19 protein-coding genes are annotated in these 26423 nt (G+C 64.6%); 15 read left to right on the top strand and 4 right to left on the bottom strand.

Features of this window, described 5'->3' with window-relative positions; genetic code table 11:
• The first annotated feature begins 137 nt into the window (after positions 1 to 137).
• From ISP25_RS04560 to ISP25_RS04515, 10 genes are all read left to right on the top strand, one after another.
• Positions 138 to 380, top strand: coding sequence for a lipopolysaccharide assembly protein LapA domain-containing protein (locus ISP25_RS04560; RefSeq protein ID WP_192157227.1), 243 nt, complete (start codon positions 138 to 140; stop codon positions 378 to 380).
• Positions 380 to 1549, top strand: coding sequence for a lipopolysaccharide assembly protein LapB (gene lapB / locus ISP25_RS04555; protein WP_404612088.1), 1170 nt, complete (start codon positions 380 to 382; stop codon positions 1547 to 1549). The genes ISP25_RS04560 and lapB overlap by 1 nt, the downstream gene beginning before the upstream one ends.
• Before the next feature lie 53 nt (positions 1550 to 1602).
• On the top strand, positions 1603 to 2577 hold the full coding sequence (locus ISP25_RS04550; protein ID WP_404612086.1) for an MraY family glycosyltransferase: 975 nt from the start codon (positions 1603 to 1605) through the stop codon (positions 2575 to 2577).
• Positions 2564 to 4459: a polysaccharide biosynthesis protein gene (locus ISP25_RS04545; protein WP_192157233.1), complete on the top strand. Its 1896-nt coding sequence runs from the start codon at positions 2564 to 2566 to the stop codon at positions 4457 to 4459. The genes ISP25_RS04550 and ISP25_RS04545 overlap by 14 nt, the downstream gene beginning before the upstream one ends.
• Positions 4460 to 5335 carry a UTP--glucose-1-phosphate uridylyltransferase GalU gene (galU, locus tag ISP25_RS04540; protein WP_192157235.1) on the top strand — a complete coding sequence of 292 codons (876 nt, stop codon included), beginning with the start codon at positions 4460 to 4462 and terminating at the stop codon, positions 5333 to 5335. It begins immediately after the preceding gene.
• Between the two features lie 196 nt (positions 5336 to 5531).
• Positions 5532 to 11603 (top strand): alpha-2-macroglobulin, encoded by a 6072-nt coding sequence (locus ISP25_RS04535; RefSeq protein ID WP_404611990.1) that lies wholly within the window; start codon positions 5532 to 5534, stop codon positions 11601 to 11603.
• Between the two features lie 49 nt (positions 11604 to 11652).
• Complete coding sequence (gene pbpC, locus ISP25_RS04530; RefSeq protein ID WP_404611988.1) at positions 11653 to 14070, top strand: penicillin-binding protein 1C; 2418 nt, start codon at positions 11653 to 11655, stop codon at positions 14068 to 14070.
• Positions 14071 to 14130: 60 nt separating this feature from the next.
• A complete protein-coding gene (locus ISP25_RS04525) occupies positions 14131 to 15429 on the top strand; it encodes an NAD(P)/FAD-dependent oxidoreductase (protein ID WP_404611986.1) in 1299 nt (432 codons plus the stop codon).
• A complete protein-coding gene (locus ISP25_RS04520; RefSeq protein WP_404611984.1) occupies positions 15426 to 15767 on the top strand; it encodes a tRNA-binding protein in 342 nt (113 codons plus the stop codon). The genes ISP25_RS04525 and ISP25_RS04520 overlap by 4 nt, the downstream gene beginning before the upstream one ends.
• A 1-nt stretch (position 15768) precedes the next feature.
• Positions 15769 to 16197 (top strand): GNAT family N-acetyltransferase, encoded by a 429-nt coding sequence (locus ISP25_RS04515; protein ID WP_404611982.1) that lies wholly within the window; start codon positions 15769 to 15771, stop codon positions 16195 to 16197.
• Between the two features lie 34 nt (positions 16198 to 16231).
• On the opposite strand, the gene ISP25_RS04510 is transcribed toward ISP25_RS04515, so the two are convergent.
• Positions 16232 to 17152, bottom strand: coding sequence for an MBL fold metallo-hydrolase (locus ISP25_RS04510; protein ID WP_192157247.1), 921 nt, complete (start codon positions 17150 to 17152; stop codon positions 16232 to 16234).
• Positions 17153 to 17336: 184 nt separating this feature from the next.
• On the opposite strand from ISP25_RS04510, the gene ISP25_RS04505 reads away from it, so the two are divergent.
• The 3 genes from ISP25_RS04505 (at position 17337) to ISP25_RS04495 (ending at position 19918) form a co-directional block, all read left to right on the top strand.
• Positions 17337 to 18236, top strand: coding sequence for a sulfotransferase family protein (locus ISP25_RS04505; RefSeq protein WP_404611980.1), 900 nt, complete (start codon positions 17337 to 17339; stop codon positions 18234 to 18236).
• Positions 18237 to 18405: 169 nt separating this feature from the next.
• Entirely contained in the window at positions 18406 to 18669 is a 264-nt protein-coding gene (locus tag ISP25_RS04500) for a DksA/TraR family C4-type zinc finger protein (protein WP_404611978.1), read from the top strand.
• A gap of 145 nt (positions 18670 to 18814) precedes the next feature.
• Positions 18815 to 19918, top strand: a complete 1104-nt coding sequence (locus ISP25_RS04495; protein WP_404611976.1) for a hypothetical protein — start codon at positions 18815 to 18817, stop codon at positions 19916 to 19918.
• Between the two features lie 123 nt (positions 19919 to 20041).
• On the opposite strand, the gene ISP25_RS04490 is transcribed toward ISP25_RS04495, so the two are convergent.
• The 3 genes from ISP25_RS04490 to ISP25_RS04480 form a co-directional block, all read right to left on the bottom strand.
• Positions 20042 to 21247 carry an acetyl-CoA C-acyltransferase gene (locus tag ISP25_RS04490; RefSeq protein ID WP_404611974.1) on the bottom strand — a complete coding sequence of 402 codons (1206 nt, stop codon included), beginning with the start codon at positions 21245 to 21247 and terminating at the stop codon, positions 20042 to 20044.
• A 155-nt stretch (positions 21248 to 21402) separates the two neighbouring features.
• Positions 21403 to 23790 carry a 3-hydroxyacyl-CoA dehydrogenase/enoyl-CoA hydratase family protein gene (locus ISP25_RS04485; RefSeq protein ID WP_404611972.1) on the bottom strand — a complete coding sequence of 796 codons (2388 nt, stop codon included), beginning with the start codon at positions 23788 to 23790 and terminating at the stop codon, positions 21403 to 21405.
• 76 nt (positions 23791 to 23866) lie between these two features.
• Complete coding sequence (locus ISP25_RS04480; protein ID WP_192157259.1) at positions 23867 to 24535, bottom strand: TetR/AcrR family transcriptional regulator; 669 nt, start codon at positions 24533 to 24535, stop codon at positions 23867 to 23869.
• 173 nt (positions 24536 to 24708) lie between these two features.
• Between ISP25_RS04480 and ndk the strand changes: the two genes are divergently transcribed.
• Both ndk and rlmN read left to right on the top strand, forming a co-directional pair.
• Complete coding sequence (ndk, locus tag ISP25_RS04475) at positions 24709 to 25134, top strand: nucleoside-diphosphate kinase (protein ID WP_192157261.1); 426 nt, start codon at positions 24709 to 24711, stop codon at positions 25132 to 25134.
• Between the two features lie 129 nt (positions 25135 to 25263).
• Positions 25264 to 26415, top strand: a complete 1152-nt coding sequence (rlmN, locus tag ISP25_RS04470) for a 23S rRNA (adenine(2503)-C(2))-methyltransferase RlmN (RefSeq protein ID WP_192157263.1) — start codon at positions 25264 to 25266, stop codon at positions 26413 to 26415.
• Positions 26416 to 26423: the final 8 nt, after the last annotated feature.

The following is a 26423-nucleotide window of genomic DNA, read 5'->3' as shown; positions in this document are numbered from 1 at the left end:
TGGGATGCCCCTTGATCGAAGAGACCAACGACGGTTCTTCGAAACTGCGTTTTCCATCTGTCTTTACGGCTGAATTGCAGCAACATGCCTCAGTCTGCTTGCTGTGCCGGGTGCGGACGATGGGGTAAAGTCCTCGGATGCGCTTGATCGTGATCTTCGTCCTCATCTTCTTCGTTGCCGCCGGCGTGGTAGTGGGCGCACTCAATGCCGGCCTGGTCGACTACGACTTCGCCTTCGCGCGCGTGTCCATGCCCAAGGGAGCTGCGCTGTTGGCCGCGTTGGTGCTGGGCTGGCTGTTGGGTGGCCTCACCGCATGGCTCGGCGTGAGCCTGCGGCATCGCCGCCGACTGAAAGCCGGCAAGAAGCAGGCGCGTGCATGATGTCCTGGTACGTGTTGCTGCCGTTGGCGGTGCTCGCCTTTGGGCTGGGCTGGTGGGCGTCGCGATTCGCCAGCGCTAGGCGTTCCGGTGCGGCGGTCAATGAGCTCTCGTCCGACTATTTTCGCGGCTTGAACTACCTGCTCAATGAGGAGCAGGACAAGGCCATCGAAGTGTTTCTGCGCCTAGCCGAATACAACCGCGACACGGTGGAGACGCATCTCGCGCTGGGCAACCTGTTCCGCCGCCGCGGCGAGGTGGATCGCGCGATCCGGTTGCACCAGCACCTGGTTTCGCGGCCGAACCTGTCCGAGCCGACCAAGACCGTAGCCCTGCTGGAACTGGGCGAGGATTACATGCGCGCGGGCTTGCTCGACCGAGCGGAAGCACTGTTCGACGACCTGGTGGCGATGGATGCGCACGCGCCGTCGGCGTTGCGCCACCTGATCGCGATCTACCAGCACGAGCGCGACTGGAACAAGGCGATCGAGCATGCGCGCCGTCTGGAGGCGATGACCGGCGAGGACGAGTCGCCGATGATCGCCCAGTTTTATTGCGAATTGGCCGAGCGTTCGCGTCAGCACGGCGCGCGTATCGAGGCGCGCGATTACCTGGAGCATGCCTTCCGGTGCCAGCCCGATTGCGTGCGTGCCTGGATGCTGACCGGGCGTTTGCACGCCGAGGATGGGCAGCATGCCGAAGCAGTGCAGGCCTATGAAGCGGCGGTCGGCGCGGATATCGCCTTCGTGCCGGAAATCCTGCCGCCATTGTTGAACAGCTACGCCTGTTCGCAGCAGATGGATCGCGCCGAACGCTTCTTGCGCGAGCTGCTGGAGCGCTACCACGGCATCTCGCCGGTGCTGGCATTGACCAGGCTGTACCAGCAGCGTGACGGCCAGCGCGAGGCGGTAGGCTTCCTGACCGGGCAACTGCGCCTGCGTCCTTCGGTGCGCGGCCTGATGGCGCTGATCGACGCCACGATGGATCGGATCGAAGGCGAGGCGCGCGAGAACTTCTTGATCCTGCGCGATCTCACCAAGAAATTGCTGGAGGGGCAGGCGATGTATCGCTGCAGCCGTTGTGGCTTCGGCGCCAAGGCGCACCACTGGCAATGCCCCAGTTGCAAGAGCTGGAGCACGATCCGACCCATCCATGGCGTTGCCAACGAGTGACGCCGGTGGCTTGGATTATCGGATGGTTGCTGCTCTCCTTCGCCATCGCCTGGATGTCGGCACGCGTGGCGATTGGTTACGCGCATCGCCGCGGCATGCTGGATCGCCCGGGTCAGCGACGTTCCCACACCATCCCCACGCCGCGCGGCGGCGGCATCGGTATCGTCCTGGCCAACTTGGTCTGTCTTCCCGGCACCTTGCTTGGCACCTGGGCGCCATGGTCTTGGCCAGTGGTGGCTGCCTTGCTGGCGGCCCTGCTGCTGGTGGCGCTGGCAGGCTGGTGGGACGATCATCGCTCCCTGCCGATCCTGCCGCGTTTCGGCGCACAGTTGCTGGCCGTACTGCTGTTTGCTGTTGCGTTGGGCGCAAGCGGCATGTCCTGGTGGTGGTTGCTGCCACTGCTGCTGGCCGGTGTGTGGAGCATCAACCTGCACAACTTCATGGACGGCATCGATGGCCTGCTGGCCCAGCAGGCCATGTTCGTGGGAGCCGGGTTGGCGTGGCTGGCGTGGAATGCCGGGCAATGGCCGTTGGCGCTGGCTGCCAGCTGCCTTGCCACGGCCAGCCTGGGTTTCTGGTGCCTCAATCGTTCGCCGGCGCGTATTTTCATGGGAGATGTGGGCAGCGGCAGCGTAGGGCTGCTGATTTTCGCGTTCACAGCGATGCTGTGGCGGGTCGATGCGAGCCTGTTGTGGCCGGCATTGATCCTGTCCTCGGCCTTCGTCGCCGATGCCAGCCTGACCTTGCTGACGCGTTATTTCCGGGGGCGACGCTGGTACAGTGCGCACCGCGAACACCTGTACCAGTGGCTGGTCAGGCGCGGTTTGACGCATGCCTGGGGAGGGACGATCTATATGACATGGAATCTGTTGTTCGCTGCGCCGATGGCTTGGTTGGCTTGGAGTCATCCACGGCTGGCTTTGCCGATTAGCATCGTCGCCTACCTGGCTGCGGCGGCGCTCTGGTTGATGCTCAAGCGACGTTGCCTGCGGCGCCACCCGACCAAGGACCGCCATGTCGCTGCGTAGGCTTGTCGGCTTCATCCATCCTCGCGTGGCGGTCATGTTGCACGACTTGGCCATGGCCGCGATCGCCTGGTGGGTCGCCAAGTTGTTGCGTTACGCGGTGCGGCCGGAAGATGTCGTGCATTTTCGCTGGTTCGAGCTGCCGATCGTGCTGCTCGCGCAAGGCTTGGTCTTCCGCTTGACCGGCCTGTACAAGGGCGTATGGCGCTTCGCCAGCCTGCCCGATTTGTGGAACATCCTGCGCGCCGTGGCGCTGGGTTCGGCGGCAATCTGGCTGCTGATGTCGATGTTCAACCGCTTGCAGGGCGTGCCGCGCACGATGTTGCTGTTGTATCCGGTGGTGCTGGCGCTGGCGCTGGGGCTGCCTCGGCTTGCCTACCGCTATTGGAAGGACAGTCGCCGCGGAATATCCGGGTTGAACTCCACGCGCCGTGTGCTCATTCTGGGCGCAGACCACGCCGGCGAGGTGCTTTCGCGCGACTTGCTCCGCAGCGGCGGTTACGCGGTGGTCGGCTTTCTCGATGATCGTCCCGCATTGCGCGGCGCCAGCATCAACGGACATCCGGTGCTGGGCCAGTTCGAGCAATTGCCTGCCATCGCGCGCGAAGCGGCGGTCGAGATGATATTGATCGCCTTGCCCAGCGCCACGGTGGGCGAGATGCGCCGTGTGGTGAGTCTGTGCGATGCCACCGATCTACCGTACCGGACGGTTCCAAGGCTGGACGACGTGGTCGCAGGACGTGCGCAGCCTGGCGAGATCAAGGAAGTGGCGATCGAGGACCTGCTCGGGCGTGATGCCGTGGAGCTGGATTGGACGGCGATCCGCGAGACGATAGGCGGCCGCCGTGTGTTGGTCACCGGTGGCGGTGGCTCGATCGGCTCGGAACTGTGCCGTCAGGTGGCGCGCCTGGGAGCGCTGTCGCTGGTCGTCGTCGATCACAGCGAATACAACCTCTACCAGATCACGCGGGAGTTGCGCGCCAACTATCCGGAACTGCTGCTCGAGGGTGTACTCGCCAGTTGCGTGGACTGCGTGCAGATGCGCAGGGTACTGGCCGAGGCGCGGCCGCAGGTGGTGTTCCATGCCGCGGCCTACAAGCATGTGCCCATGCTGCAGCACCAGTTGCGCGCAGCCTTCCTCAATAACGTGCTGGGCACGCGTGCCATGGCCGATCTGTCGTGCGAGGCGGGCGTGGAATGCTTCGTGCTGATTTCCACGGACAAGGCGGTCAATCCCACCAGCGTGATGGGTGCATGCAAGCGCATTGCCGAAATCTGGTGCCAGAACCTCGACGCGCATGCCAGCACGCGTTTCATGACCGTGCGTTTTGGCAACGTGCTCGATTCGGCTGGTTCGGTCGTGCCGTTGTTCCGCAAACAGATCCGCGATGGCGGCCCGGTCACCGTGACCCATCCAGAAGTTTCGCGCTACTTCATGACCATCCCGGAGGCCTGCCAGTTGATCTTGCAGGCGGCCAGCCTCGGCAAGGGCGGCGAGATCTTCGCGCTCGATATGGGCGAGCCGATGAAGATCCGCGATCTTGCCGAGCAGATGATCCGGCTGGCCGGCAAGAAGCCGGGCAGCGAGGTGCCCATCGTTTTCACCGGCCTGCGGGCAGGCGAGAAGCTGTTCGAGGAACTGTTCCATCCGCTCGAGCAGTACAGCGCCACCACGCATGCCAAGATCTTCCTGGCCCAGCATCGCCAAGTACCGTGGGAGCTGTTGCAAGCCACGATGCACAAGGCGGCCGACATGGTCGCAACAGATAACGACGAAGAGTTGCGGCGATGCGTGTCCGGCCTGTTGCCGTCGTTCCGCTGGAGCGAAGCGCCGCAACCCGACAACGTGGTGTCGATCCGCCGCCACGAAACAGGAGAGAAGTGAGTGAGCAAGCCCTTGCGCAAAGTGGTCTTCCCCGTGGCCGGCCTGGGCACGCGCTTCCTGCCCGCCACCAAGGTGGTGGCCAAGGAAATGCTGCCGGTGCTGGACAAGCCATTGATCCAGTATGCGGTGGACGAAGCGGTCGATGCCGGTGCCGATACGCTGATCTTCGTCACCAACCGCTACAAGCACGCCATCGCCGACTACTTCGACAAAGCCTACGAACTGGAGGCCAAGTTGCAGGAGAAGGGCAAGGACGCGCTTCTGGCGCTGGTGCAGGGCACGCTTCCGAAGCACGTGCGCGCGATCTTCGTCACCCAGCCCGAGGCACTGGGCTTGGGGCATGCCGTGCTGTGCGCCAAGCCCGTGGTGGGCGACGAGCCGTTCGGCGTGGTGTTGCCCGACGACCTCATCTGGAACGGTGCCGGCAAGGGCGCGCTGCGCCAGATGGCAGAATTGGGCCAACGCGAAGGTGCCGGCGTGATCGCGGTGGAAGAGGTGCCGCAGAACGAAACCGACAAATACGGCATCGTGGACGCCACGCGAATCGACGAGCGCAGCGCGCAGATCCGCCACATGGTTGAAAAGCCCAAGCCGGCCGATGCGCCGTCGAACCTGGCCGTGGTGGGGCGTTACGTGCTGCCGGGTCGGATTTTCCAGTTGCTGGAGCAGACCACGCCGGGCGCGGGTGGCGAGATCCAGCTCACCGACGCGATCGATACCTTGCTGAAGGAACAGGGCAAGGTGCTGGCGTACCGCTTCGAGGGCACGCGTTTCGACTGCGGCAACAAGGCAGGGCTGGTACGCGCCACCATGCACATGGCGCTGCAGGATCCGAGCCTGGCGCCGGTGGTGCGCGAGATCGCCGCTACGCTCTGACCGCCGTCGCTGGTTGGCGCGGCATGGCCGTGCCAGAATCGCGGCTGCGTCCTGCCATATTCGTGGTGCAGGATGCGCATGGGGAAATCCATCCAATCAGGCCTCGCATGCTGTGCGGGGCCTGATCCTGTGGCAGGAGCCCCGACACCGGCCGCAAGGGCCGGCGTCATTCGACGGATGAATCGAGGGAAGCATCATGGATCTGCTGCGTTTCCTGCTCCTGTTGCCAGTGCGCCTGCTGCGCATGGCGGGGCATGTCCTTGGCTGGATCTTGCGGCCGCTGCTCGGCAACGTGCAATGGTCGGCACCCGGCTGGATGCATGTCGTACGCCGCAACCCGTTGCGTTCGGCCGGTACCTTGCTGGCGGCAGTCGTGTTGGCTGGCGGTGGCTGGTACGGCTGGCGCTGGTACCAGAGCCGACCGCGTCCGCCGCAGCCGCAGCAGATCACCTGGACGGTGCAGGCACCGGCGCTCACCGACTACGGCAAGCAACCGGTCGTGGTGCATCCGCTGGAGCTCGCGTTCTCGGGATCGGCGGCGCCGATCGAGCGCGTCGGCAAGCCGGTGACCGAGGGCATTGCCATGAGCCCGGACACCAAGGGCCAATGGACTTGGGTGGACGACCATACCTTGCGCTTTACGCCCGCGGCGGACTGGCCGGTCGGCCAGCACTACAAGGTGCGCTTCGACGTGCGCAAGACCTTCGCGCCGCAGGCCTTGATGGCGGATGACGGCTTCGAGTTCGACACTGCACCCTTCACCGCCACGCTGGGACGGGGCGAGTTCTACCAGGACCCGCAGGACGCCACCGCCAAGCAGGTGATCGTGCCGGTGGACTTCAGCTATCCCATCGATGCCGCGCAATTCGAACGGCGCATCGCGCTGGCTCTGGCCGACAAGGATGGCAAGCGCGGCGACACGCTGAAGTACACCGTGACCTACGACCAGACCCGCCTGCATGCATGGATCCACTCGCAGCCGTTGGCCTTGCCGCACGACGACGGCGCGGTGGCGGTCACGATCGACAGCGGCGTGCGCAGCACGCGTGGCGGCATGGGCACCAAGGATCCGCTCAAGGCCAGTGTGCGCATCCCCGGCCTCTACAGCCTCACGGTGGACGATATTTCACCCACGCTGGTGAACAACGACAAGTACGAACCCGAACAGGTGATGGTGGCCAACTTCAGCGGCGCGGTACGCAGCAGCGACGTGGCTGACGTGACCCAGGCCTGGGTGTTGCCGGCGAACAAGCCAGGTGAGCAGGCTTCCGACGATGGCAAGCCTTACGAGTGGGATGTATCCGAGGTCGGCGAGGACGTGCTGCGCAAGTCGCAGGTGCTCAAGCTCGACGTGGTGCCCACCGAGAACGACTATCAGGAATTGCAGAGCTTCAAATACCAGGCCACGCCGGGCCAGCGCATCTACGTTCGCATCGGCAAGGACGTGAAGTCCTTCGGCGGCTACGTGCTGGGCCGGCCGGTGGCGCGCGTGTTCACCGTGCCGGATTATCCCAAGCTGCTGCGCTTCATGGCGGACGGTTCGCTGCTGTCACTGGGTGGCAGCAAGCGCGTCTCGGTGGTCTCGCGCAACATGCCTGGCATGCGCGTGGAGATCGGCCGTGTGCTGCCCGACCAGTTGCAGCATCTGGTCAGCCTCAATTCGGGCGACTACAGCCATCCGCAGTTGCCTTATGACTTCGACGAGGGTCACATCGTCGAACGTTACGAGATCAAGCGTTCGTTTCCGCAAGGCGGCCCGAGCCAGGCGCATTACGAGGGTGTTGACCTCGGTCAATACCTCAAGCCGGGACGTCGCGGCGTGTTCTGGCTGCACCTTTCCAGTTACGACCCGGCCGCCGCTGCCAAGCGCGCGGCCGAGGCGGTGAAGGCACGCGCGCTCGCGCAGCAGGGCCTGGCGCCTGCACCCGGTCGATCCGCGGCGGCGCCGGCTGCTGCAACCACGGTAGCGGCAGCCGACGACGCTGCAGACAACGCAGGTGACAACAACGACGGCGACAACGGCGATGGCAACAATGATGCCTCGCCCAGCGACAACCGCCTCATCGTGGTCACCGACCTCGGCATGTTGGTGAAGCAGGCGCTGGACGGGAGCCAGGATGTGTTCGTGCAGTCCATCGGCAACGGCCAACCGGTGGCAGGCGCCAGCGTGTCGGTGCTTGCGGTAAACGGGCAGACGCTCTTCACGCAGACCACCGGCGCCGAAGGCGTGGTGCATTTCCCCAGCCTCAAGGGGTTGGACCGCGAGAAGAAGCCCGCGCTCTACGTGGTGAGCAAGGGCGAGGATCTTTCCTTCCTGCCGGTAGGCAGCTCCGACCGCCAGCTCGACTTCTCGCGCTTCGACATCGGTGGCGAGGCAAATGCAGCAAACGCCGGCCAGCTCAGCGGTTATCTGTTTTCCGACCGCGGCATCTATCGTCCCGGCGATACCTTTCACATCGGCCTGATCGTGCGCGCTGCGGAATGGGCGCGCAACGTGGCGGGTATTCCGCTGCAGGCCGAGATCGTCGACCCGCGCGGCGTCACGGTGAAGCAGCAGCCCTTGGCGATGGACTCCAGCGGCTTCGGCGAATTGAGCTACACGCCGGCGGAAACCGCGCCCACCGGCACGTGGGCGGTGAACCTCTACATCGTGCGCGGGGGTAAGGCCGATACGCAGATCGGCAGCACCACGGTGCAGGTGAAGGAATTCCTGCCCGACCGCATGAAGGTGAGCGCCAAGCTCTCTCAGCAGGTCGCCGAGGGTTGGGTGAAGCCTGATCAGCTCAAGGGCCTGGTCGATGCGCAGAACCTGTTCGGCACGCCCGCCGCGGATCGCCGCGTGGAAGCCTCGCTCACGCTGCGTCCGGCGTGGCCGGCGTTCCACAGCTGGACGGACTACCATTTCTACGACATCCGCCGTGCCAAGGAGGGTTATGAGGAGAACCTTGCCGACGGCAAGACCGACGACAAGGGCCATGCCGAATTCGACCTCGACCTCAAGAAATACGCCGACGCCACCTACCAGCTCTACTTCCTCGCCAAAGCGCACGAAGCGGACGGCGGCCGCAGCGTGGCCGCCGCCACGCAGACCCTGGTGTCCTCCAACGACTGGCTGGTGGGCTACAAGAGCGACGACGCGCTGGACTACGTGAGCCGCAATGCAGAGCGCAAGGTGCGACTGGTGGCGATCGGCCCCGATGCGAAATCCATCGCGCTGGACGGTCTCAAGGCGCAATTGGTCGAGCGACGCTACGTCTCGATACTCACCAAGCAGGACTCCGGCGTCTACAAGTACGAGTCCAAGCTCAAGGAAATCCCGGTGGACGAGAAGCCGCTGGCGATTCCCGCGGGCGGCATGGATTACGCGCTCGCCACGGACAAGCCCGGCGACTACGCGCTGCTGATCCTGCGTGGCAACGACCGCAAGGAGGTCAACCGCGTCAGCTATTCGGTGGCTGGCAATGCCAATTTGTCGCGTTCGTTGGATCGCAATGCCGAACTGCAACTAAGCCTGGACAAGCAGGACTACAAGCCTGGCGACACCATCCATATCGCCGTGCACGCGCCGTACGCGGGCAGTGGCCTGATCACCATCGAGCGCGACAAGGTCTACGCACACGCGTGGTTCCATGCCGACACCACCAGTTCGGTGCAGAGCATCACCTTGCCCAAGGACTTCGAAGGCAACGGCTACGTCAACGTGCAGTTCGTGCGCGACCCGTCCTCCGACGAGGTCTTCATGAGTCCGCTGTCCTACGGCGTGGAGCCGTTCTCGGTGAACCTCGACGCGCGGCGCGATGCACTGACGGTGGACACGCCCGCGCTGGTGAAACCGGGCGACACCGTGACCTTCAAGCTGCATGCGGCGCAACCGGCCAGGGTGGTGCTGTTCGCGGTGGACGAGGGCATCCTGCAGGTCGCACGTTACAAACTTGGCGATCCGCTGCAGTACTTTTTCCGAAAGAAGATGCTCGAGGTGAAGACCTCGCAGATCCTCGACCTGATCCTGCCCGAGTTCGAGAAGCTGATGGCGCTGTCCGCCGCTGCCGGTGGCGATGCCGACGCGGCGATCAGCCGCCAGCTCAACCCGTTCAAGCGCAAGCGCGACAAGCCGGTGGCCTACTGGTCGGGCATCGTCGACGTCGATGGCGAGAAGGACTTCAGCTACACGGTTCCCGACTATTTCAATGGCCGCGTGCGTGTGATGGCCGTGGCGGTGTCGCCTGACCGCATTGGTACGTGGGAGGGCGCCACCACGGTGCGCGGCGACTTTGTGCTTTCGCCCAACGTGCCGACCACGATGGCCCCAGGGGACGAGGCCGAGGTGAGCGTGGGCGTGGCCAACAACCTCACGGACATCGGTACGAAGGCGGTACCGGTGGCAGTAACGCTGCAGACCGGTCCACAGCTGCAGGTGCTGGGGCCGGCCACGCAGGACGTGAGCCTCGCCTCGATGCGCGAAGGCGTGCTGCGCTTCCGCGTCAGGGCAACCGACAAGTTGGGTTCCGGCCATCTGGGCTTCGCCGCCAGCTATGGAGGCAAGTCGGCACAGCAGGGCATTGACGTGTCGGTGCGGCCGGCATCGGCCTATCGCACCCAGGTCGACGTGGGCCGCGTGGAATCGGGCAGCCAGGCCGACCTGAAGCTGCTGCGTCCGCTGTACGACGCCTACGCCTCGCGTGATGCGGCGATCTCCTCCTTGCCAGTCGTGCTGGCGCAAGGCATCACCAGCTATCTGGTGAACTACCAGAACTACTGCAGCGAGCAGATCGTGAGTTCGGCGATGCCGCGGCTGGTGGTGTCGAAGTGGCCAGTGGTGCCAGTGTTCGCGCACGCGTTGCAGCCGGCCTTCGGCGACAAGACCATCAGCAACGACCAGGCACTGGCGAACTTCCTCGACGTGCTGCACTCGCGGCAGAACGGTGCTGGCGGTTTCGGCCTCTGGTCGGCCACGCCGGATGCCGAACCGTTCGTCTCCGATTACGCGATGAACTTCCTGATCGAGGCGCGCGAACGCGGCATGGCGGTGCCGCAGGATATGCTCGACGCCGGCAACCAGTACCTCAGGCAACTGGCCGCCAACGACAGCATGGACACGCTGGACCAGCTGCGCGAGCGTGCCTACGCCGTGTACCTGCTGACCCGCCAGGGCAACGTCACCACCAATGAGTTGGCCGCGGTGCAGAAGCGTCTGCAGGACCAGTATCCGAAGGATTGGACGAACGACCTGGCCGCCGCATGGCTGGCTGCTTCGTACAAGCTGCTCAAGCAGGATGCCGAGGCGAATCGCCTGATGGCAGGGCCGCTCAAGCTGCTCACCCGCGCCAAGGCCGCCGAGGACTTCGACTATGGCTACTACTACGACCCGCTGACCCGCGATGCCAGCGTGCTTTACCTGATCGCCAAACACTTCCCGCAGGAGGCGAAGTCGCTGCCCTCGCGCGTGTTCGAGAACGTCTCGTGGCCGCTCGCGCACAACGACTACAACACCTTGTCGTCCGCGATGACCGTACTGGCGCTGGACAGCTACGCGCACGACACCGCCGCCGGCCTGGACAAGCTGGGCATCGCCGAAGTGCTGGCCGACGGCAGCGCCAAGCCCATCGGCCAGGTGCAAGGCGGCATGTTGCTGGGCGGTAGTTGGGACGGTGTGGCGAAGGCGCTGCGCTTCACCAACCAGGGCAGCCTGCCGGCATGGCGCATCGCCACGCAGGGCGGCTATGACCGCAGCAGCTCGAAGGAGGCGATCAAGAACGGCATCGAGATCGTGCGCGAGTACACCGGCACCGACGGCAAGGCACTGGACAAGATCACGGTGGGCGAGGAAATCGACGTGCACATCAAGATCCGCGCCACCGGCGACGAGGGCGTGGGCAACGTGGCCATCGTCGATCTGCTGCCGGGCGGGTTCGATCCGGTGATCCAGCCGCCACCTGCGGTACAGGCGGACAGCAATACGGCCGGCGACAACGGCAGTGGCGACGACAACAGCAACAGCGATGGCAGCGACACGCCCAAGCCTGCCGCGTGGCGTTCGCCCATCGGTCTTGACTCATCGACCTGGCAGCCCGAGTACGCGGACATTCGCGAGGATCGCGTGGTGATCTACGGCACGGCCACGCCGGACGTACGTGAGTTCGTCTATCGCATCAAGGCCACCAACGCCGGCAAGTTCCAGGTCGCTCCGGCTTATGCCGAGCAGATGTACGACCGTGCCATCCAGGCACAGGCTCCCGGAGGCGCCGTGCTCGACGTGGTACAGCCGTGATTCACAACCGTGAACACCCCTTCCTTGCCGGGGCACGCGGAGAGCTGCCATGGATGGCCGCGGCACCGGGGAGCGAGGCGACGAGTGGGGCGAGGAGCGGGTGTTCGCCATACGCTTGCTAAAGCGCCTGCTCATCCGCTGGCAGAACGGGTTGGTCGGCTTTGCGCTGCTGGCGGCTGTGCTCGTGGCTTGCCGCCTATGGCCGCACCAGCCATTGCGCGAGCGCCTGCCCAGTTCCACTGCGTTCTACGATGACAGCGGCCACCTGCTGCGATTAACGCTTGCCAGCGACGAGCAATACCGCCAATGGGTGCCGTTGAAGCAGGTCTCGCCACAACTCGTAGAAGGTGTACTGCTGCACGAGGATCGCTGGTACTGGTGGCATCCGGGCTTCAACGCATGGGGCCTGCTGCGTGGCGGGTGGGTCACCTATGTGCGGCATCGCCATCCGCAAGGCGGCTCTACCATCACCATGCAGCTTGCGCGCCTGCTTTGGGGTCTGGATACGCGTACGCCGTCGGGAAAATTGCGCCAGATCGCGCATGCGTTGCAGCTCGAGTTGTTCCATTCCAAGCGCGAGATCCTCGAGGCTTATCTCAACGACGCGCCCTACGGCAGCAACGTGCAAGGCGTGGGCGCGGCCAGCCTCGTGTATTTCGGCAAGCCACCCAGCGACCTCACCCTGCCGGAAGCGCTGACGCTGGCGGTGATTCCGCAGGAGCCTTCGCGTCCGCTGCAGAAGGGCGGCGTGCTCATCAATCCCGCCTTGGCGCGGGCACGCAACGATCTCTATGCGCGTTGGCTGCAAGAGCATCCGCGCGATGCCTCGTTCAAGCCGCTGTTCGACCTGCCGCTCACACTGCACCCCCTGGCCAGGTTGCCATTCGAGGCGCCGCATGCCGTGGACCAGTTGATCGCCGCGCAACGCGTGAGCGGCGAGCGCCTGCCGCCGCGCGTAGTCACAACCATCGATCTCGATCTGCAGCACAGCCTAGAACAGCAACTGTCCAACTATGTGCAGCGCAATGCCCCGCGCGGCATCCGCAATGCGGCTGCGCTGCTGATCGATACCCGCGATATGGGCATCAAGGCGATGGTGGGCTCGGCCAATTATTTCGACGCCGGCATCGAAGGGCAGAACAACGGCACGAACGCGAAGCGCTCGCCAGGCTCCGCACTCAAGCCCTTCATCTACGCATTGGGTTTCGATCAGGGTGTGCTGCATCCACAGACGGTGCTGCGCGACGTACCCAGTTCGTTCGGTCCCTATACGCCGGAAAATTTCGACGGGCATTTCCTCGGACCGATCACCGCCACTCAGGCGTTGATCCGCAGCCGCAACATCCCCGCCGTGTGGGTGGCCTCGCAGCTGCACCAGCCAAGCCTCTACGATTTCCTGCGGGAAGCCGGCATCAGCCGCCTCGCCAGCGAACAGCACTACGGTCTTGCCCTTGTGCTGGGCGGCGGCGAGGTGACCATGCAGGAACTGGGCGACCTCTACGCGATGCTTGCCAACCGCGGCGTGCTGCAGCCGTTGCGCCTGCGCGAGAGCGACCCGCAGGTGGGCGGCACGCGCTTGCTGAGCGATGCATCCAGCCTCATGGTGATGGACATGCTGCGGCAGAACCCGCGTCCCGATGCGGCCTTCGGTGCAGAGAACACGCGCCTGCCGGTGTACTGGAAAACCGGTACCTCGTGGGCCTTCCACGATGCGTGGACGGCGGGCAGCTTCGGTCCCTACGTGCTGGTGGTGTGGGTGGGCAATTTCGATGGCTCGGCGAACCCCGCCTTCGTCGGCGTGGACGCCGCTGCGCCGCTGTTCTTCCAGGTGGTCGATGCGCTGCGGGCGGAACGCCCGCATATGCAGGAACCGTCGCGGCACATGCCGGCCAATCTCAAGCGCGTGGAAATCTGCCTCGCCAGCGGTGACCTGCCCAGCCAATGGTGTCCGCAGCGCGGCTGGACGTGGTTCATTCCCGGCAAGTCGCCGATCCGCGTGGACACCATCCACCGTCCGCTGGTGATCGACGATGCGACCGGCTTGCCCGCTTGCCCGCCGTACGCAGACAAGCACACCCACGTGGAAGTGTTCGAGTTCTGGCCGTCCGATCTTGCGCAGGTGTTCGCGCAGGCCGGCATCCCGCGGCGAAAGCCGCCGCAGAATCCGGCTTGCGTCGATGCAGGACGCCCGATCGGCTCGCCGCCGCAGATCACCTCGCCGCTGCGCGCCAGCACCTATGCGATGCGTCTCGGGCAGCGGGACAGGACGGCGATTGCGTTCACGGCTAACGCTGATGCCGACGTGCACGCACTGTACTGGTTCGTGGACGATGCCTACGTAGGGCAGGGCAGGCCCGGCAGCAGCCTGTTCTGGCAAGCGCACAACGCAGGCGATTACCGCGTGCGCGTGGTGGACGACCACGGGCGCAGCGATGAACGGCCGCTGCAGGTGAGCCTGGTTCAATGAGGCTGGCGCAATGAATAGGCTATGCTCGCTCGCCTTGCCGTCGCACAGGGGCGCTCGCGCATGAAGCAACCATCGGTTTCGTCGTACTACGCAGCCACGGCATCGCCATACGAAGCGTATGCGCCGCTGCAAGGGCGACAGGAAGCACGTGTCGCCGTTGTCGGCGGCGGCTACGCCGGACTCAACACCGCGCTGGGCCTGGCCGAACGCGGCGTGCGCGACGTGGTGTTGCTGGAGCGCGAACGCGTCGGCTTCGGAGCATCGGGACGCAACGGCGGCTTCGTGTTCGCCGGGTATTCGCTGGGCGAACAGGCGTTGCTTGATCAGCTTGGCGAAACGCGTGCACGTGCGCTGTTCGGCCTCACGACGGCGGCCGTCGAACGGATTCGCGCACGCATTGCGCGGTACGCCATTGCCTGCGATGCGGTCGACGAAGGCGTGATCTGGGCCAACTGGTTCCGCGATCCCGAGGTGCTGCGCCGTCGGCAACAGTTGCTGTCCGAGCACTATGGCGTAGGTTGGGACTGGCTGCCGCAGGAGCAACTGCGCGAACGCGTCCGCAGTCCCCGCTACAGCGACGGCCTGTACGAGCACAATGCATTGCACCTGCACCCGCTCAACTACGCCATCGGTCTTGCCGCGGCCGCTGCTGGGCAGGGTGTGCGCGTGCACGAGCAGAGCGAAGTGCGGCGACTCAAGCGCGAAGGTTCGCGTTGGCTGCTTGGCACGGCGCAGGGCGAGCTGCTTGCCGAGCAGGTGGTGCTCGCCTGCGGCGGCTACCTCGCCGACTTGTACAAGCCCATCGACCGCGCCGTGCTGCCCATCGCCACTTATGTGATGGCTACCGAGCCGCTGGGTGAACGGCTCGACGAATGCCTCGCCACGCGCGCGGCGGTGTACGACAGCCGTTTTGCCTTCGACTACTACCGGCCGCTGCCCGACAAGCGCTTGCTGTGGGGCGGCCGCATCTCCATCCGCAACCGGTCGCCGCAAGCGGTGCAGCGCCTTCTCCGGCACGACCTGGCGCAGGTGTTCCCGCAACTCAAAGGCGCGAAGATCGAATACGCGTGGTCGGGTCTGATGAGCTATGCGCGCCACCAGATGCCGCAACTCGGCCGTGGCGAAGGCGACGATGCGGGGTTATGGTGGGCGCAAGCTTTCGGCGGCCACGGCCTGGCGCCCACTTGCGCGCTCGGTGAATTGCTGGCCGCCGCCATCGCCGAGGGCGACGATGGCTGGCGTCAGTTTGCCGACTACGGTTTGGCCAGTACCCACAAGCCCTTCGGCTTGCTTGCTGCACAACTCAACTATTGGTGGCAGCAGGCACGCGACGGATTAAAGACGAGATTGGAAGGATGAGCGAGACCACGGAAATAACCTGGGCGGATTTCGAGAAAGTGCTGATCGTGGCGGGCACGGTCACTAAGGTCGAGGTGTTCCCGGAGGCACGCAAACCCGCATGGAAAGTGTGGGCCGATTTCGGGCCCTACGGCGAAAGGAAGACCAGTGCGCAGATCGTGGCGTTGTACAAGTCCGAGGACCTGATCGGTCGGCAGATCGTTGGCATCATCAACTTCCCTGAGAAACAGATCGGCCCGTTCCGTTCGCAGTTCCTGCTGACCGGATTCCCAACCTCGGATGGCGTGGTGCTCACCGCCATCGAACGCCCGGTACCGAACGGCACGCGGCTGGCCTGAGATGGCCGCGCTGCGCACCGCGCGCGTCGATGACGCTATGGAAATCGCGCGGTTGGCCGGCGAATTGGGTTATCCGCTGGGCGTGGCCGCTATGGAAGATCGATTGCGCGCGATCCTGCCGTTGCCGCAACACCACGTGACCGTGGCGCAAGACGGGAATGGTGGGCTGCTCGGCTGGATCGCGATCGAGCGCCGTCTCACGCTGGAATCGGGCGAACGTATCGAGATCGTCGGGTTGGTGGTGGATGCGGCGGCGCGCGGCACGGGCATCGGGCGCGCACTGGTTGCCGATGGCGAGCATGGGCACACGCGCAGGGCTTCGAGTCGATCGGCGTGCGTTCCAACGTGGCGCGCGAGCGTTCGCACCCGTTTTACGAAAATCTCGGGTATGCGCGGGTCAAGACGCAGCACGTATATCGCAAGGTACTGAAGTAAGGCTCGCGGCTTTCAGGCGTGGTGTGTCGTCAAGCGCGATCCAGCCAAACTTCCAGACCCTGCGCGTTCAATTCGATATCCATGGCCAGCAATGAAGCGAGCGCATCGCGCCCTTCGGTCCAGCCATGCGCGATGGCGCGCGCCGCATACAGTGCAGTGAGCGCCTCGACCAAACTCGCGTGCCGGTTTGGTTTGCCATGTGCGGCACGCGCAATTGCCACCATGGCATCGATCTGTGCATGCAGGTCGCCGGCCAGACGGCCAACTTCTTCGACGCGGCCGTAATGGGTGAGGTATACCGCCGATGGGTTCAAAGCAACCAGGCGGCGCAAGGAAGCGTGCAGTGCTTCGGGATCGAATTGCACCGGCGAGGTGGTGGGAAGCACGAAGGGACCGTTCGCCGTGTCGAACTCACGGTAGGAAAGGCCGAACACGTCGCCGGTAAAGCAGGCGTTGGTGCGTGCGTCATGCACTGCAAGGTGGTGCTTGGCGTGGCCTGGTGTGTCGAGGCAGTGCAGGCTCCGGCCGGCGAGATCGACGCTGTGACCGTCCGGTGCTTCGACCACCCGTTCGACGGGCACGGGGCGCAGCCGGCCGTAGGTCGATTCCATCACCTGTTCGCCGTATACCGCACTGGCTCCGGCCCATAGTTGGGATGGATCGACCATGTGCCGCGCACCGCGCGGATGCACCACCAGTTTTGCGTTCGGCAGGCATGCCATCAGTTCGCCAGCGCCGCCCGCATGATCCAGATGTACGTGGGTAAGGATCAGCCAGTCCACATCCTCTGGTCGGAGACCGGCGTCCTCCAGAGCAGCCAGCATGCGCGGCACTGCATGATTGGTGCCGCAATCGACGAATGCGCCACGCCCGTTTTCCACGATGAGATAAGCCGCGTCGAAGCGCGGTCGCACAAAGCCGGTATCGATGGTGTGGATGCCTTGCGTCATGGCAGGCTCCGTCGCTGTGAAGGCTGCAGCCTAGCAAACACGCGGATCGAGCCCCTCGGCACTTTGCCAGGAGCATTACCTGTTGCGTTTTGTAAAGTGACATGACGCATTCAACCGCGTACGATCTTGCTCGTTGGCGTACAGTCAGGTTTGTGTACGGCCGTTAAAAGAGGTATGCATCACCATGCAGCGCATTTTCATCGTCGGCTGCCCTCGCTCCGGCACTACACTCGTGCAGGCGATGTTGGCGCGGCATCCGACGATTCTGACCATGCCGGAAACAGCGTTTTTCGAGCACCTGTATGGTGATCTGGCGTGGCGTTGGGGCGATCTTGATGCCAAGCCGCAGCGACGCCGCCTGCGACAGCACCTCGGCTTCGCACGCAAGCAGGCGCGCGGGGCGTTGCAACCCTTGCGCGACATCGATCCAGACATGTTCGCTCTCCCGGAGTGGCCGTTGCGCACCGGCAGTTGCGTGCGCGGTTTTATAAGATCGCTCGATGCACGGGCGCAGGCCGAGGGACGTACGGCCTGGGTTGAAAAAACGCCGAGCCACTTGCTTTACATTCCGGAGATCGAGCGACACGTGCCGGACGCGCGTTTCGTGCACGTGATCCGCCCTGGCGAGGACGTACTGGCTTCGATTACGGATGCGAGCCTGCGTTACGCAGGTTTCAACACCATGGGCATTGGCCTCGTGCCCTGGTCGCGTCGCTGGAACCGTGCCGCGCAGATCCATGCCAGGCACGCGCAGCAGCCGCACCACCATTTCGTTTTCCTGGACGACCTTACCCGCGACATGCACCACGAGTGGCGGCGCCTGTGCGCCTTCCTGCACATCGACGCCAGAGCCAAGCTTGGCGCCAGCTGCAACCAGCCCATTGCCGACCTGCGCAACGAACCGTGGAAGCACGACGCGGTGAGTGGCCTGCCTGGCAAGGCCAAGCGCAAGGCCGAGGGCCTGTTCGGGCCGCAGATGCGCGAATGGCTGCAACAGCAATTGGTACCCTACGAGGAGCTCCGGCACAGCTGTGCCGGAAGCGAGCAGCAAGCGGAGTGCGGCGTCAGCTATCTGTTCAGTTGACGTAATCACGCGGTTCGCGGCTATTCCGCAAGTTCCAGCGTGAGTGATTCACACGACAAAGAGGCGAGCGGGTGCATCATCCGTCGTTTGGCGGCGACCCCGAAACGGCTGGAAATCCGAGCGCGGCACCCGCATATCGTGTAATCAGCCATAACTCGCGGAGGTTCCCATGGCGACCGGATGGGCCGGCGATGGCGCCGTACAGGATCAGATCGACGCCACAGTCGCCGATGCGGTGCAGCGTGCCCGCAATCAATTGAAGCGCGGTCCCAGTCTCAGCCATTGCGAGGAATGCGGCGCGTCGATTCCAGCGGCACGACGTACTGCAATAGCCGGCGTGCGCTTGTGTGTGAGCTGCCAGCAGGCCCACGACGCAGAGCATGCTGCCAATCTCTACAACCGCCGCGGCAGCAAGGACAGTCAGTTGCGCTGAACACCTGCGTGGTCTGCATTCATGCAAGGCCAAGCGCGATTGGGCGACACTTCGCCTCTTTGTTCCAGACGAGGCGAGCCACTTGCCCGATTCCATTGCTAAACATGGCACGAGATTTCTGTTGATCGCGGCCGGAAGCCTGTTGATGCTTCCGCTTTTCGCGAAATCTCCGCCGACGGCGGCAGGTCCGCTCAACGTACATGTGCGCAACGACAGCATGACGCTGCGCGTGGCCAAGGCGCCGCAAGCCTATCTCGCCGGTACCATCAACGACGCGGCCGTGGCGCAGGTGCGGCAACTGCTGGACGCGGGGAAGCTGATGCCTGGCTCGGACGTGTATCTGGATTCGTCTGCAGGCGACATCGCGGCTGGCATGGAGCTAGGCAAGCTGTTCCGCACTTCGCGCTTCAACACGCATTTGGGAACCTGGCATACCGGCAATTCGCCAGCGCTTCCGGCAACCTGTCTTGACGCCTGCGCCTATGCCTACCTGGGCGGCGTGTACCGTTGGTCGCCCAGTGGCTCCGACCGCATTGGTCTGCACGACAACCTGCAGGCGAACCGCGCCACCGATCCTTCTTCGCAAGCGGCGGACACGGACAGCTATGTAGAGTCGATGGGCGTGCGTCCGGCCGATTTCGCACAGGTGGCCGGTCTGGTGGTGAATGGCGTTGCATGGTGGAACACGGAAAAGCTGGTTGCCACACAGGTGGCCAACAACGGTCGCTTGCCGTTGGAGGCGTCCTATCAAAATGCACCGGGCGCGCCGCCCTCGTTGCTGCTGTCACAGATGGTGCACGGCAGGCAGAATCAGGTGACGCTGCAATGCTCGCCCGGGCAGGTCACGCTGACTGCCCGCTACGTCGTGGGTTCCGAGCGCACGGAGCTGCTGGCTGCGCGCGCCATGTATGCCTACTTCCAGGTGGGCGACCAGGCGTGGCAACAGCATCAGGGTGACCGCCCCCATGCGGATGGCGACGCATTGGTGTTCTCGCGCCAGATGCCGTTCACCCAGCTCACGCCGGTGTTACAGGCGATGTCACTGGGCATATGGTTCGAGATCACCGGTAGTCCGATTCGCGTGGGTTTCTGGGTTGCCCCGGCACAAGTCCAAAAACTCACACAACCCTTCTTGTCGGATTGCCAGGCCATGCAGCCTGGATATATACCCCCGAAGCCCTCCGATAGTCAGTCGCTGCAGACCAAACCTTCGTTCTGGAAACGGATGGTGGATAAGCTGCGGAACTGATCTTCCCGACACGAAAACGGCGCCCGATGATGGGCGCCGTTTTCGCTTTCGAAGAGTGCAGCCAAGCGTGGCCTTCTTTGACTTTTGCAGCCTGACGAAGATCGCCAAGCTCAATGGCACCCGTCAAACCGCTTCGAAGATGCCTGCCGCGCCCATGCCGGTGCCGATGCACATGGTCACCATGCCGTACTTCTGCTTGCGGCGGCGCAGGCCGTGCAGAAGGGTGGCGATGCGTACCGCGCCGGTGGCGCCGAGCGGGTGGCCCAGAGCGATGGCGCCGCCCAGCGGATTGACCTTGGCGGGGTCGAGCTTGAGGTCGCCCATCACGGCCAGGGCCTGCGCGGCGAAGGCTTCGTTGAGTTCGATCCAGTCGAGCTGGTCCTGCGTGATGCCGGTCTGCTTGAGCGCCTTCGGGATCGCTTCCTTGGGGCCGATGCCCATGATCTCGGGCTTGACGCCGGCCACGGAGAAGCCCACGAAGCGGGCCAGCGGCTGCAGGTTGTATTCCTTGATCGCCCTCTCACTGGCCAGCAGCACGGCGCCGGCGCCATCGGACATCTGCGAGGAATTGCCCGCGGTGACGGTGCCTCCGAACTGGCCGTTGCGGAACACGGTCTTGAGCTTGCCCAGCACCTCGGCCGTGGTCCCGGCACGCGGGCCTTCGTCGGCGGCGATGGTACGGCTGTCGGTGGCGATGCCGCGGGTGGCGAGGTCGGGGTAGCGGTCGTCGAGTTGGAAGGGACTGATCTCGTCGTTGAACTCGCCGGCTGCCTGCGCGGCCAGCGCGCGGCGGTGGCTTTCCACGGCGAAGGCGTCCTGCGCCTCGCGACTGACCTTCCACTGCTTGGCCACGTTCTCGGCGGTGATGCCCATGCCGTAGGCGATGCCGATGTGCTCGTTGCTGAAGATCGCGGGGTTCATCGCGATCTTGTGGCCCATCATCGGCACCATGCTCATGCTCTCGGTGCCGCCGGCGAGCATCAGGTCGTCTTCGCCGAGGCGGATGCGGTCGGCGGCCATCGCCACGGCCTGCAGGCCTGATGAGCAGAAGCGGTTGATGGTGACGCCGGGCACGGTGTCGGGCAGGCCGGCCAGCAGCACGCCGATGCGTGCCACGTTCATGCCTTGCTCGGCTTCCGGCATGGCGCAGCCGATGATGGCGTCGCCGATGCGGTGTGGATCGATGCCTGGCGCCTGTGCCATCACAGCCTTGATGACGTGGGCCAGCATGTCGTCGGGGCGGGTATTGCGGAATACGCCGCGCGGCGCCTTGCCGACCGGGGTACGGGTAGCGGCGACGATGTAGGCGTCTTGCACTTGCTTGCTCATGGTTCTTGCTCCGTGGCGTCGCGCAGAGGTGCGGCGACGCGCCTTGGTTTGTTTTGTTCGTCATTCCGGCGTAGGCCGGAATCCAGTTTCGACAGCGATCGGTTTCCGCCACTGGATCCCGGCCTGCGCCGGGATGACGTGCTTGTGAAGTCCGGTCAGTTCCTGAGCGGCTTGCCGGTGGTCATGGTGTGCGCGATGCGGGCCTGGGTCTTCTCGGTCTTGGCCAACTCCACGAAGTGCTTGCGCTCCAGTTCCAGCAGCCACTCCTCGTCCACCAGCGAACCGCGCTCCACGTTGCCGCCGCACAGGCAGTCGGCGATGCGGGTAGCGATGGCGATGTCGTGCTCGGAGGCGAAGTAGCCGGCCTGCAGGTTGGCCAGCGAGGCCTTGAAGGTGGCGGTGCCCACGTCGCCGGCGACCGGTACGGAACGCTGATACAGCGGCGGTCGGTAACCGGATTCGGCCAGGGACAGTGCGATCCTCTTCGCCACGTAGAGCAGTTCGTAGGCGTTGAACACGATGACGTCGCTGTCGCGCAGCAGGCCCATGTTCTTCGCCTCGATGGCACTGGGCGAGACCTTGGCCATCGCCACGGTTTCGAACACCTTCTTCAGCGACTCGAACGGATCGGCCGGATTGGCCTTGGCCGCGCGTACGGCCAGCTCATGCAGGCCGCCGCCGGCAGGCAGCAGGCCCACGCCGGCCTCGACCAGGCCGATGTAGCTTTCCAGCGCGGCCACAGTGCGCGCGGAGTGCATCTGGAACTCGCAGCCGCCGCCCAGTGCGAGCCCGCGCACGGCGGAGACCACCGGCACCAGCGCATGCTTGATGCGCATGCTGGTGCGCTGAAAGTTGGCGACCATCTGCTCGAAGTCGTCGAACTTGCCCGCCTGCAGCAGGCACAGTGCACCCTTCAGGTCCGCGCCGGCGGAGAACGGCTCGCCGTTCTGCCAGATCACCACGGCCCTGAGCTTTTCCTCGGCGACGCCGATGGCGTGCTGGATGCCGTCGAGCACCTGGTCGTTGACCGTGTGCATCTTGGTCTTGAACGAGATGATGCCGACGCCGTCGTCGCCCAGCGTCCACAGGCGCACGCCGTCGTTCTCCCACACCGTGCTGCCCTGGTCGAGCTTCTCGCCGAGGATGGGATCGGGGAACAGCTGGCGCTGGTAGATCGGGTGCGCGGAACGCGGCTTGTACTTGCCGTTGGCAGCCGACCAGGAGCCGTCCTTGCCGTGCACGCCGTCGCGGCCGTCCAGCACCCATGCGGGCAGAGGCGCGCTGCTCATGGCCTTGCCGGCGGCAATGTCTTCCTGCACCCACTGCGCCACCTGCTGCCAGCCGGCGGCCTGCCAGGTCTCGAACGGGCCAAGCTTCCAGCCGTAGCCCCAGCGAATGGCGAAGTCCACGTCGCGCGCGGTGTCGGCAATGTTGGCGAGATGGTAGGCGGTGTAGTGGAACAGGTCGCGGAAGGTGGCCCACAGGAACTGCGCCTGCTTGTCCTGCGAGGCGCGCAGCTTGGCGAATTTCTCGGCGGGGTTCTTGATCGCCAGGATGGCGGTGACTTCGTCCGAAGCCTTCTGCTCGGAGGCGCGGTAATCCTGTTTGGCGACGTCGAGCACCACGATGTCCTTGCCGGCCTTGCGGTAGAAGCCGGCGCCGTTCTTCTGGCCCAGCGCACCCTTTTCGATCAGCGCGGAGAGCCATGCGGGCGCCTTGAAGTAGGCATGCCACGGGTCGTCGGGCAGGGTGTCGGCCATGGTCTTGATGACATGCGCCATGGTGTCCAGGCCCACCACGTCGGCGGTTCGGTAGGTGGCGCTCTTCGGGCGGCCCACGGCGGGGCCGGTGAGCGCGTCCACCACGTCGAAGCCCAGGCCGAACTGTTCGGTATGGTGCATGGTGGCCAGCATCGAGAACACGCCGATGCGGTTGCCGATGAAGTTGGGCGTGTCGCGGGCGATCACCACGCCCTTGCCCACGGTAGTGACCAGGAAGGCCTCGAGGCCTTCGACCACCTTCGGGTCGGTGAGGCGGGTCGGGATCACTTCGACCAGGTGCATGTAGCGCGGCGGGTTGAAGAAATGCACGCCGCAGAAACAGTGGCGTATCTCCTCCGGCAGTGCCTCGGCGAGACCGTTGATTGACAGGCCCGAGGTGTTTGACGCCAGCACCGCGGTGGGCGAGACGTGTGGGGCGATCTTTTTGTAGAGATCCAGCTTCCAGTCCATCCGCTCGGCGATGGCTTCCACGATCAGGTCGCAGCCTTCCAGGAGGGCGAGATGCTGGTCGTAGTTGGCAGGGATGATGGCGGTGGCGAGGTTGGCGTCGGCCAGTGGGGCGGGGGAGAGCTTCTTCAGGTGTTCGATGGCCTTCAGCGCGATGCCGCTCTTGGGGCCTTCCTTCGCGGCAAGGTCGAAAAGCACGGTTTCGACGCCAGCGTTGGTCAGATGCGCGGCGATCTGCGCACCCATGACGCCGGCGCCGAGCACGGCCGCCTTGCGGATGCGCAGCGTCGGGGTGGTGGTGGATGAAGCGGTCATGGAAGTCTCCGGATGAAGGACAGCATGCGAAACGAAGTTGATCGAAGCGGTGGCGCGGTCGTGGCGGCGCGATAAGTCAGGTGGCGTTGAGTCCGGCGGCAGCGAAGCGGATCAGGTGCTGCACGGTCTGCTCGCGATGGGCGCGTTCGCTGACGTCGCTCTTGCGCTGGATGATGCCGAAGCCGGACATGGCATGAGTCAACGCGCCGGTCGCCAGGTCGATGCGCCAGTACAGTTCCTCCTTGCTCAGTCGCGGCAGCAGGCGGGCGAACTCGGCGGTGAACTGGCGCATCACATGCCCATAGTTCTCGGACAGGAATTTGCGCAGGCCGTCGTCGTGCTCCGCGAAGGCTCGCGCCAGCACGCGCATGAACAGCGAGCCTTCGTCCTCGTGCGACAGCTCCAGGGCGGGGCGGATGAAGGCATCGAGCACATCTTCCAACCGTGTGTCGGGTTTGCCTGCGACCTTGGCCAGTGCGGCGAGGCGCTGGGCGTTCAGCGCGTCCAGCCGGCGCCGGAACACCTGCTCGACCAGTTTTTCCTTGGAGCCGAAGTGGTAGTTGACCGCCGCGAGGTTGACCCCGGCGGCACTGGTCAACTGGCGCAGCGAGGCCCCATCGAAGCCACGTTGAGCGAACAGGGTCTCGGCGGCGCCGAGTATGCGTTCCTTGGTGGAGCCGGTGCGGTTCACGGGTCGGGTCAATCCACGTGGCCAAGGGAAGGATTCAAACGATCGTTTGAGCATACGCGTGCGGATTGGTCGGCGTCAAACCATGAGGGGCGCCGGCCCTACTTCGGCTTGCGAATGGAATAGAATCTGTCAAACTTCGCGTTCTAAACCCGCATTCCAAGTCGGTTTTGGCCATTCCTGGCGCGATGCCGGCTTCACATTTCGATCCCCTTTACCGGAGCACACCCATGGCGCTGGAGCGCACCCTTTCCATCATCAAGCCTGACGCCGTCGCCAAGAACGTGATCGGCGAGATCTACGCCCGTTTCGAAAAGGCCGGTCTCAAGGTTGTCGCCGCCAAGCAGAAGCAGCTGTCGCGCGCCGAAGCCGAAGGTTTCTATGCCGTGCACAAGGAGCGTCCGTTCTTCAAGGCGCTGGTGGATTTCATGATCTCCGGCCCGGTGATGATCCAGGTGCTGCAGGGCGAGAACGCCGTCCTCAAGAACCGCGAGCTGATGGGCGCCACCAATCCGAAGGAAGCCGCGCCCGGCACGATCCGCGCCGACTTCGCCGACTCCATCGACGCGAACGCCGTGCACGGTTCCGACGCTGCCGAGACGGCTGCAGTCGAGATCGCCTACTTCTTCGCTTCTACCGAAGTGCACGCGAGGTAATGCGTTCACCTTTAGAACGCAAAGATCAAGAAGCGGCCGTCCACGGCCGCACGAGTTAAACCAAAGCGTTCATCCGTGAACGCGAAAATCAAAAAGCGGCCATCCATGGCCGCACTCTGAAACAAGGACATGAACCAGGTAGCCGCCATTCCATCCGATCAGCCCGGCGCCGCCGGCAAGGTCAACCTGCTCGACTTCGATCGTCAGGGTCTGCGCGATTTCTTCGCGCAGCTTGGCGAGAAGCCGTATCGCGCCGAGCAGGTGATGAAGTGGATCTACCACCACCTCGAGTCCGATTTCGGCAACATGACCGACGTGGGCAAGGCGCTGCGCGCCAAGCTCGAGGCGAGCTGCCACGTCGGCCCTCCGCAGACCCTGGTGGACAAGGCTGCTGCCGACGGCACGCACAAGTGGTTGCTGGGCATGGACGGCCGCAACGCGGTGGAGGCGGTGTACATCCCCGAACCCACCCGCGGCACGCTGTGCGTCTCCTCGCAGATCGGTTGCGCGCTGAACTGCCAGTTCTGCTCCACCGGCGCGCAGGGTTTCAACCGCAACCTCGCCACCGCCGAGATCATCGGCCAGATGTGGGTGGCGGCGAAGCAGCTGGGCAACGTCACCCACCAGAACCGTCGCATCACCAATGTGGTGATGATGGGCATGGGTGAGCCGCTGGCGAACTTCGACAACGTGGTGCGGGCGATGAGCCTGATGCGCGATGACCTGGGCTTCGGCCTTGCATCCAAGCGTGTCACGCTGTCCACCGCCGGCATGGTGCCGATGATCGACAAGCTGTCGGAAGTCATCGACGTGTCGCTGGCGGTGTCGCTGCACGCGGCCAATGACGAGCTGCGCACCGAGCTGGTGCCGCTCAACAAGCGCTATCCGCTGGCCGAGCTCACTGCGGCCTGCCAGCGCTGGATCGCGCGCAAGCCACGCACCTCGATCACCTTCGAATATACCTTGATGAAGGGCGTGAACGATCAGCCGGAGCATGCGAAGCAGCTGATCCGCTTCATGCGCAAGCTGCCGACCTGCAAGGTCAACCTGATCCCGTTCAATCCCTTCCCGGGCACGCGCTTCGAGCGCTCCGATGCCGAAACCATCCGAGCGTTCCAGACCCAGTTGCTCAATGCCGGCATTCTCACCATGCTGCGTCGCACCCGCGGCGACGACATCGACGCCGCCTGCGGCCAGCTGGCCGGGCAAGTGAACGATCGCACCCGCCGCAGTGCGGGGATTCGCCAACGCGTGGAACAAGGGGAGGCGCATGCGCTGTAAATCGCTGG

The organism is Rhodanobacter hydrolyticus (assembly GCF_044904645.1).
Note: the sequence above shows the minus strand (reverse complement) of the source record. Positions and strands in the feature narration are given on the sequence as shown.

Excerpts from the sequence above, each read along its gene's own strand:
- ISP25_RS04520 (WP_404611984.1), top strand. The coding sequence starts at position 15,426 with ATGAGCGAGACCACGGAAATAACCTGGGCGGATTTCGAGAAAGTGCTG.
- ISP25_RS04490 (WP_404611974.1), bottom strand. The coding sequence starts at position 21,247 with ATGAGCAAGCAAGTGCAAGACGCCTACATCGTCGCCGCTACCCGTACC.
- ISP25_RS04560 (WP_192157227.1), top strand. The coding sequence starts at position 138 with ATGCGCTTGATCGTGATCTTCGTCCTCATCTTCTTCGTTGCCGCCGGC.
- ISP25_RS04485 (WP_404611972.1), bottom strand. The coding sequence starts at position 23,790 with ATGACCGCTTCATCCACCACCACCCCGACGCTGCGCATCCGCAAGGCG.
- rlmN (WP_192157263.1), top strand. The coding sequence starts at position 25,264 with ATGAACCAGGTAGCCGCCATTCCATCCGATCAGCCCGGCGCCGCCGGC.
- ISP25_RS04515 (WP_404611982.1), top strand. The coding sequence starts at position 15,769 with ATGGCCGCGCTGCGCACCGCGCGCGTCGATGACGCTATGGAAATCGCG.
- pbpC (WP_404611988.1), top strand. The coding sequence starts at position 11,653 with ATGGATGGCCGCGGCACCGGGGAGCGAGGCGACGAGTGGGGCGAGGAG.
- ISP25_RS04535 (WP_404611990.1), top strand. The coding sequence starts at position 5,532 with ATGGATCTGCTGCGTTTCCTGCTCCTGTTGCCAGTGCGCCTGCTGCGC.
- ISP25_RS04545 (WP_192157233.1), top strand. The coding sequence starts at position 2,564 with ATGTCGCTGCGTAGGCTTGTCGGCTTCATCCATCCTCGCGTGGCGGTC.
- ISP25_RS04500 (WP_404611978.1), top strand. The coding sequence starts at position 18,406 with ATGGCGACCGGATGGGCCGGCGATGGCGCCGTACAGGATCAGATCGAC.
- ISP25_RS04505 (WP_404611980.1), top strand. The coding sequence starts at position 17,337 with ATGCAGCGCATTTTCATCGTCGGCTGCCCTCGCTCCGGCACTACACTC.
- ISP25_RS04550 (WP_404612086.1), top strand. The coding sequence starts at position 1,603 with ATGTCGGCACGCGTGGCGATTGGTTACGCGCATCGCCGCGGCATGCTG.
- ndk (WP_192157261.1), top strand. The coding sequence starts at position 24,709 with ATGGCGCTGGAGCGCACCCTTTCCATCATCAAGCCTGACGCCGTCGCC.
- ISP25_RS04495 (WP_404611976.1), top strand. The coding sequence starts at position 18,815 with ATGCTTCCGCTTTTCGCGAAATCTCCGCCGACGGCGGCAGGTCCGCTC.
- ISP25_RS04480 (WP_192157259.1), bottom strand. The coding sequence starts at position 24,535 with ATGCTCAAACGATCGTTTGAATCCTTCCCTTGGCCACGTGGATTGACC.
- lapB (WP_404612088.1), top strand. The coding sequence starts at position 380 with ATGTCCTGGTACGTGTTGCTGCCGTTGGCGGTGCTCGCCTTTGGGCTG.
- ISP25_RS04525 (WP_404611986.1), top strand. The coding sequence starts at position 14,131 with ATGAAGCAACCATCGGTTTCGTCGTACTACGCAGCCACGGCATCGCCA.
- ISP25_RS04510 (WP_192157247.1), bottom strand. The coding sequence starts at position 17,152 with ATGACGCAAGGCATCCACACCATCGATACCGGCTTTGTGCGACCGCGC.